Raw genomic sequence first — 7,812 nt, 5'->3', positions numbered from 1 at the left:
TTTTTTTTTAATTTCTGCGGTAGCCAGCTTATCCGCACGACGCAGTTCGGCAACATCGTGTTGCAACTTCAATCCGGTCAGGATCGGGCTCTGCCATATCGTTTCCCCTGCGGCTGGTTCGATCGGCCGATAGGGCAGCGGAAACGCATCGATCAACGCTTGTGCATCGATATCGACCGGTTGCCATGCGCGGTCTATCGACGAGATGACATCCGCCCAATCGGTGACGGCGGGACGTGGTTGGATATAAGCCGGAATGGCCTTCTTGTGCATGCCGGTGTAGAGATCAACGATCCGCAGATCGACAGGTCCGTTGGGATCAAGATCGATGGTCTGCAGCCCTAGACCTGTCTGCGCGCCCGGTGAGAAGTAAAGGCACGGAATGCCGTAGCTTTCAGCGATAACCATACCGTGCAGACTTGTTGAGACGATACGTTCACACGCCAGGATCTCGTCGAACTTATACTGCAGGTGTTCCATACCGATCGGTGTAACCGTGGTAATCAGGTGGACGTCGTCTTTGAACTCGGCCGGAATGTCGAAACGCTTCAGCCCCTGCTTTGCAACAGCCTCGTAAGTTCGGTCGGCCAGTTCCGAAAGGTGGAGAATGACTCCAAGCTTCCACTTCTTTTTGACTTCGGGGCGATAGAAGCGCGGCATCAGCCAAACGGGGTCGCCGTAAACGCCGGGCTTGTTGCCGGTCGGGCCTGCAAGCAGGGATTCCGAAACCGGACCCCGGGTCGCTGCGATATGGAAGTTCGAGTCCGGCGGGATCGTAAAGGGAACGCGCTCGTCCAGACTAGCTGACGGATTAGCCCAGCTTGAGCAGCCCGTACCCCAGAACCAGACTTCGCCCTGCCCAAAGCCGTGCCCTATTGTCCCGACGGCGCCCATACGGGTGGAAAGAGATTTCGTGGGTACGCGGTGCACCGACTTGCTGCTCAGCAACGACACCATTACCGGGCTCAGCGCGTCACCGAAATTCAGATAATTCATCTCGGAGGTCGATCCAGCCCATGCAAGCGGTACCGAGGGGCTATCCTTAAAACGTTCTGCAAACGATACCGTCATCTTGATTTCCTGTTCTAAGATCGAGTGAACAACCGCTGGATCGCGGACCGAACACGCTGCATTCCACTAGAGCGACCGCCTTCGCCATTACGCATCGGCGTGGTTTTTATGAGTCGATGTTCAAACACGTCGCCGTCTTTTGCTTGGACGAATTTTACATCTAGCGGCAGACGGTCAATCAAGGCGTCTGTATCCAACGTCACAGGCGACCAAGAGGAGTCAATTGCCTTAGTCACATCCTCCCAGTTCGTCAGCTTGCGCCTATCCTGCACGTAAACCGGGATCTTGCTTTTACCTAGCCCCTGATAGAGGTCAATGATTCTCAAGTCCAGCGAGCCATCGTCGATGAGATCAGCTTCGGAGAGACCTACGTTTCTACCTCTCGGTGCGAAGTAAAGGCATGGAATTCCGTAGCTCTCTGCAAAAACCATCCCATGGAGGCTGGTTGAGACCAACCGTTCGCAGGATAGGATGAGATCGAGCCGCTCCCGCAGTGCCTCGGTCGTCACTTCCGTCACCGTATTGATCAGCACAACGTCGGAAGCTTCCGCATCCGCCACATTGTAGCGGATATACTCCGGCTTCGGATGCGCTTCGTAGGCCCTATCTGACAAATCCGCCAGATGAATGATGACGCCAAGCTTATAGCGCTTCTTCACCTTCGCAGGGTAAAATTGGGGCAGCAGCCAGACAGGATCGCCGTAGACCGGCGTCAGCGAAGACTTTCCGTCAGTCAAGATTTTCCACGAAACCGGACCACGCGTAGCGGACACATGAAAGTTCGTACGACCGTCGTAACGGAAAAGCTCACGCTCCGCAGCCGGTGCCCCGGCGTTCCGATATTTCGACGATCCCGTGCCCCAGATCCAGACATCGCCGCCGGAAAATCCATGCCCGATCGTACCGACAGCACCAAGCCTTGGGCCGGTGGAGTTTTGAGCCACATGCCGCGTCGGAAGGCTTGTTACCAGGCTGACCATTATTGGACTGAGGGCGTCGCCAAGGTTTGCGTATTCTCCCTTGGCTGAGGTCGCCACGAATGAAAGCGGAATCGCTCCCTCATCCCGGGCGACTTCACGTAGGTGTTTCATTCCGTAGTTTCCCTGAATTCCCGCACCATCCAAAGAGCAGATGGCGCCATAGTTTTACAGAACGCGGTCGTAGACCTGCTGCAAGCGCTCGCGATATCGCTCGGACGAGAACAATGCGGCCTGCTTCGGCCCAGCTTCACTCAACCGGGCGCGTAGTTCCGCATTGGTATCAATCTCGATGATTGCATCTGTAATCTGCTTCGTGTCGTACGGATCTACCATTAGAGCAGCCTGACCGGCAACCTCGGGTATAGACCCCCCAGAAGACGTGATCACGGGGGTACCGAGCGACATCGCCTCCAGAACCGGCAGACCGAAGCCCTCATAGAGCGACGGGAAGACAAGCGCTTTCGCGCCTTTGATGAGGCTTACCAACAGAGGGAAAGGCGCGTAGTCGAATAGGCGAATGCGATCACGATAGAACGTGACGTTATCGACAGTCTCCATGTACCGGTTGGTCGCCTCCTTGATCATACGGAGCTCTTGCTCCGACTTCCAAGCCTGCGCGCCAACGATGACCAACGGTCCCTTTACCTTGCTCGCAAGGTACGCCTCGATGATGCGACCGATATTCTTCTTGGGCTCGATAGAACCGTAGAACAGGTAGTAGTCCTTGTAAGGAAGACCGAAAGCCCCCTCGACCTCGCGCTGCACGGCATCGTCAGACTTCAACGCGTATTTGTCGGGGATGTCGACAGACTGGAAGGTGTTCGTAATTTTGTCTTCGGGGCAACCTAGAAGATCGATGATGTCTCTTCTGGATGTCTCGGAGACGGTTACGATATGGTCGGCGGTGCGCACGATCTTTCGCATCAAATTGAAGTAATAGCGCTTCTTATCGAGGGTCGTGAACGGCAGCCTGAGTGGCACCAAGTCGTGGAGCGTATATATATTTTTTGCACCGGGAACGTAGATCGGCAGCGGGTAAGTCCAGTGCATGATGTCCGCATGCGAGATGCCGCGAACTTTCATCAACGCCTTATGAGCCTTGAAGTGGTTTTCCGCTGCAGTGAAGATCGAAGGGCCGTTCCAGATCTTATCGAAATAGGGCATCTTCGAGCGAAACTGCGTTGCGATGACCGCACCCGAGATGGGAACTTCCTTGGCGTAGATACCAAACGGCGCTCCAGTCACCGACTGGATTTCGCGCTTAAACTTCGTCCACCAAGTCGGATTTCCAACATTCGCGTCGAAGAAGGCAATTTCCTGGATCAAAGGATTTCGGCTGGGGGCACCGCGGGTGCCGTAGAGCACCTCGACGTTGTGGCCTAAGCTATGCACTTCGTAGCTAAGATTTCGGGCATAAGTTGCAATGCCTGTTCCCTTCTCGAGATCGAGATTAAAGCCATCGATGACAATAGTACGTGCCAATGCGCGCCTCATTTTTTTCAATACAATACGGACCAGAGCTCGTCGTTGACGGGCACAACTGCAGACTTTCAGACAAACTTCAGAACTAGTTGTTGAGCAACCTGTTCACACTCGATGCCTGCGCAATAGGCGATGCCGTGGTGCTGACCAGCGTTGCGAACTTTCGCACCTCAGCCAGAGACGAGTTCGCGATGTAGATAAGGTCATCCCTGTATATCTCAAATTCCTTGAGAAGGAAGAACCCACTAGGGTCTTGTAGATCAAACTGATAGATCACATTGACCTTGGTATCCGCAGGCACAGAAAGCGGCACGCCCGTCAGCCTTGCGACGAGCCCCGCGGGTTCCGTACGATAGACGAACACACCTTTGGCGTTCGCGCGCTGGTCGTCCAAGCCACCGACCTTCGCCAGAGCCTGATTCAAACGCAGCCGCGACTCGTCAAACTGGACAGAGGCATTCGCATTGGTCGCACCGAAAACCGTAAAGCTCCGCGGCTGACGAATGAGGGTGATCACGTCATTCGGTTGTACGTAGATATTCTCACGCGCGTCTGACACGAGCTGTTCCATCGCAATACTTTCGGTACGCGATCCGCGCGTAACCTGAACAGCAAGCTGATGAGCTTCCATTCTTGGGCCGCCCGATATGGAAATAATGTCAAGCAAACGCTCTCCGCGAGGAGAGAGCGGAACCCTACCGCTGGTCGCAACTTCACCCGTCACCGTTACGGTGTTCGATAGGTTTTTTGTGACACTCACGAGCACTTGTGGCTCAATGGCCTTACCTCGAAGTGCACCCTCAATTCTCAGACGGACTTGGTCAGGGGTCATTCCGACAACACGTACAGTTCCCGCGTAAGGTACAGTAATTGTGCCGGCCACCGAGACAGGCTGCTCAGGAATTTCAGCACTCGATCCGCCACCGCCGGAAAAAAGTCCGCCTTGAGCCGATTCCCATATGTGAATCACGACCGTATCACCAACCCCGATAGCGGACGAGTTGGCCTTGCGCGCCTGCCCGAAAATCGTCGAGAGGTTATCCAACGGACGGCTTTTCAAGATAGCCAACGTGCGGCTGGTTACATTCACGAGCGAATATGGGGCGTACTGCTCGGAGGCTTCACGCGAAATAGCACCGGCACTTGGTCCCGAACCTGGGATCATCGTGCATGCTGTAAGCGAGGAAGCGACAAGTAGGATACCGAAGGATCGAACCACTATCTTCGAAAGCATGCAACCTTCACTCACCGATTTACCTGCGAAAGCTATCAACCATTCATTGGCGTCAAACTCAAAGGCTTTATTACTCATTACACGCAGCCTAACTGTGGTTTGCATATGTCAGTTGACCCCACAATACAAATGAAAACGGTTTCCAATTCCCTACCGAAAACGGAAGCACACAGCTGAAGTGGCAGGAATGACACTTCGATGAAATGGGAACCCTGCGAGCTCGCAGCGAAGAACGCCACCACCAGTTGACGCATACGAAAGAGGAGGAGTATTCAGCGGGGCCCTGCCCTCCAGATCTGGAGACTAAGAGCTCGATGCGGCTTCTACTCGACGTTACCCGAACGATTGATCACATCTACAACTCCACTCCGACAGGTATCGACCGCGTCGAGCATGCATTTCTAGACTGGCTTCTCGGCGACGAGAAACCGGCGTCAATCGAGCCTCATTTCGTCATCACCGCCGCAAATATGCATTCGGCACTGAATGCCGACCAAATGCGCGATACACTTTCCACGGCTCGCCGCCTTACGATGTCGACAGAGCATCGTGAATCTCAATTCGAGGCGTTGCTGGACTTTCTAAGGCAGCCAGTTGCCATTAGTGATGAGAACTTCGGCGCAGCCCGGTTCCATGGGGGCACCGTGCGCCAGAAACCGACAAAGACCAGAATATATGCTACCTTCGCGAAAGCTCTGGCCAGGGGGCGGGCTAATTTCAAACGACTAGTTCGCGAAGCAAGCAACCACCAGACCGTTTATTTTCATACGTCGCATACTCAGCTCGAGCACGGCCACATGTATCGGTGGCTGGAAGCTCCGAACATCCGGTCAATGTTTTTCATTCACGACGTCATTCCTCTGGACTATCCCGAGTTCTGCAGCCCGCCGGCGCGCAAGAACCATATTGGCAGAATGCAAACTGTTGCCGACCGGGCGGACTGCATCATCGTCAATTCGGAATACACACGTCAGCGAGTGCTGCATTATCTGACACCCGATCGCTGGACTGCACAAAACATCTTCGTCTCCCAGTTGGGCGTCGATCTTCCTCAGATCGCATCGACGGAGGATGTTTTCACACCTGATACTCCCTACTTCGTCTGCCTTGGGACGATGGAAGGACGCAAGAACCTGGTTCATCTGCTCAATGTCTGGCGAAGGATTTTTGAAACAGCCGGGCCAGACCGAACGCCAAGACTGGTTTTCGTCGGAAAACGAGGCTGGGAGTGCGAAAATGTTTTCGACGTACTCGATCGTACCGCCGAACTTTCTCCGTATCTTGCAGAGGTTACCGGACTAAATGATGTCGAGCTGGTCAGACTGCTCAACGGTGCGTCAGGGATGGTGACGCCGTCATGGGTGGAAGGCTACAGCCTGCCGCCAGTCGAGGCGATCTGCCATGGGGTGCCGGTTATTGCATCCGACATTGATGCACACCGCGAGCTCATTGCGGGCTGCGCTCAGCTACTAGACCCGTCAGACGGCATCGCGTGGAAAGACGCAATTCTGGATGTCGCCTGGAGACCAGAAAAACGCGATGCCCTGAAGTTGAAAACAAAGGACTTCGTTCCTCGGTCATGGACAACATTCGTCGCGGACTGCGTACACTACGGAACCTGAGGAGGGCACTTCGATGCGTGAAACGAGCCAGTGGGTTCGGGTCACGCTTTTTGTCGTGTTAAGACCTTCCGCTACGGCAGCGGAAGGTCTGGTTTAAAGAACCCCGCATCAGATCCGGTGATCCCGAATTGACGCGAACACCATCCTTAGTATCCACCAACCAAGGATACTGAGAAGAATGATCTCAAACATCCTCATTGGCCGGTCAGGAAGCACAGGCTGCGGCGGCCTCTCCGGATTGACGACGTTGACGATGTAAAGCTTCTGATGCTCGGCCTGTAGCCGGGCATTCTGGAGCATTGAAACCGCGGCAGAATACTTCTGCTGCGCCAGCTGCTGATCAACCGACAACAGCTTGTACCTGTTGATCAAGGGCGCCAGCGCATTTGTCTTGCCGGTTAGGTTTCCCTGCTCGGCCTCGATCTGGCTTTTCAGAGCCTTGATGAGATTGATGCTTTCAGTAGCTCGCGGTCCATTTTTGATTGCGTCGTCGCCCAACGAGTTTCGCTTCGCCTGCTCGGAGGCCGCCTCACCGCGCAACTGCGTGATGATGCCACTCAAAGAAGCGACGTCGAGCGAGGGATCGATCGTCCCATTCTGCAACTGGAAATTCGTGATCGAGTCATTCGTACTGCGCATCTCAGCAGCCGCAGTCTGCACTTGCTCTTCAGCAAGTGTGATCATGTCTGTACGCGCACGGTTGTTGAACTCGTTCACCAGCTTTTCGCTGATCTCGGCGAGACCCTTGGCAATAATAATGACGGTATCGGCGTCATAGGCATAAGTCGTTAGGGTGATCTGACCCTGAATATCGTCGTAATAGACTTGAACGTGATCACGGTAATACTTGTATCGCTGTTCATAGGTCGCGTTCTTTGATAACCCGCCTAGAAAGTCTGCGCTACCCGACTGGAAACGAAAGCTGATATTTACATTCCGCTCGAGTTCGTCGAACGCGGCGCGAGAACGGATAAAGTTAACAACCGCGTAAGACTCGTCGATCGCGCGTTCAGCCGTTGTCGATGTCGAGGACCCCAAGCTCATCGCAGCAGAACCAGCCATTGCGGGCGTTGGATTGCGAATGGAGAAAATAGTGTCGACCTGATAGGAGTCCGCCGCAAATCCCCATAGGTAAATCGCACCGGCTATCACTGGCAGCGGAACAGCAATCAGATTTAAAATCTGAGATCTGCGTTTCCAGATCGTCGAAGGAAATTGCGGAAGCTGGTATACCCTAGCCTTTGGCTTGGGTTTCGGGAGGTCGGCAGGCCTCAAAAAAGGCCCATCCATGACTACTCTCTCAGCCCCCGCCATATTCAACTTCGACAACAATGCGTCGTCCCGTTGAACCGCGTCAACAGCCTCGTCGCTCTGGCCTTTTTTGATTTTCTTGTCCTCTCGGAACGATCCTTGCATCGGAATT

Annotated in this window: 6 protein-coding genes; 1 reads left to right on the top strand and 5 read right to left on the bottom strand. The window is 54.2% G+C overall.

Going from position 1 to position 7,812, the window contains the following annotated elements; genetic code table 11:
* The 4 genes from ASF70_RS23600 to ASF70_RS10365 all read right to left on the bottom strand — a co-directional run.
* The coding region (locus ASF70_RS23600) for a polysaccharide pyruvyl transferase family protein (RefSeq protein WP_162237968.1) at positions 1 to 1,071 on the bottom strand (1,071 nt) is incomplete at its 3' end.
* Between the two features lie 14 nt (positions 1,072 to 1,085).
* Positions 1,086 to 2,162, bottom strand: coding sequence for a polysaccharide pyruvyl transferase family protein (locus ASF70_RS10375; protein WP_062579491.1), 1,077 nt, complete (start codon positions 2,160 to 2,162; stop codon positions 1,086 to 1,088).
* A 54-nt stretch (positions 2,163 to 2,216) separates the two neighbouring features.
* Positions 2,217 to 3,533: a glycosyltransferase family 1 protein gene (locus ASF70_RS10370; protein WP_244474005.1), complete on the bottom strand. Its 1,317-nt coding sequence runs from the start codon at positions 3,531 to 3,533 to the stop codon at positions 2,217 to 2,219.
* Positions 3,534 to 3,618: 85 nt separating this feature from the next.
* The gene (locus tag ASF70_RS10365) at positions 3,619 to 4,845 is read right to left on the bottom strand and encodes a polysaccharide biosynthesis/export family protein (protein ID WP_162237967.1); all 1,227 of its coding nucleotides are present in this window, start codon (positions 4,843 to 4,845) and stop codon (positions 3,619 to 3,621) included.
* Between the two features lie 236 nt (positions 4,846 to 5,081).
* Here ASF70_RS10365 and ASF70_RS10360 point away from each other — a divergent pair, with 236 nt between their 5' ends.
* A complete protein-coding gene (locus tag ASF70_RS10360) occupies positions 5,082 to 6,389 on the top strand; it encodes a glycosyltransferase family 1 protein (RefSeq protein ID WP_062579488.1) in 1,308 nt (435 codons plus the stop codon).
* Positions 6,390 to 6,497: 108 nt separating this feature from the next.
* On the opposite strand, the gene ASF70_RS10355 is transcribed toward ASF70_RS10360, so the two are convergent.
* On the bottom strand, positions 6,498 to 7,805 hold the full coding sequence (locus tag ASF70_RS10355; protein ID WP_062579487.1) for a hypothetical protein: 1,308 nt from the start codon (positions 7,803 to 7,805) through the stop codon (positions 6,498 to 6,500).
* Between the last annotated feature and the right edge of the window lie 7 nt (positions 7,806 to 7,812).

Source organism: Rhizobium sp. Leaf321, assembly GCF_001423215.1.
GTDB classification, from domain to species: domain Bacteria; phylum Pseudomonadota; class Alphaproteobacteria; order Rhizobiales; family Rhizobiaceae; genus Neorhizobium; species Neorhizobium soli.
This window is presented reverse-complemented; position numbering and strand designations above follow the sequence as displayed.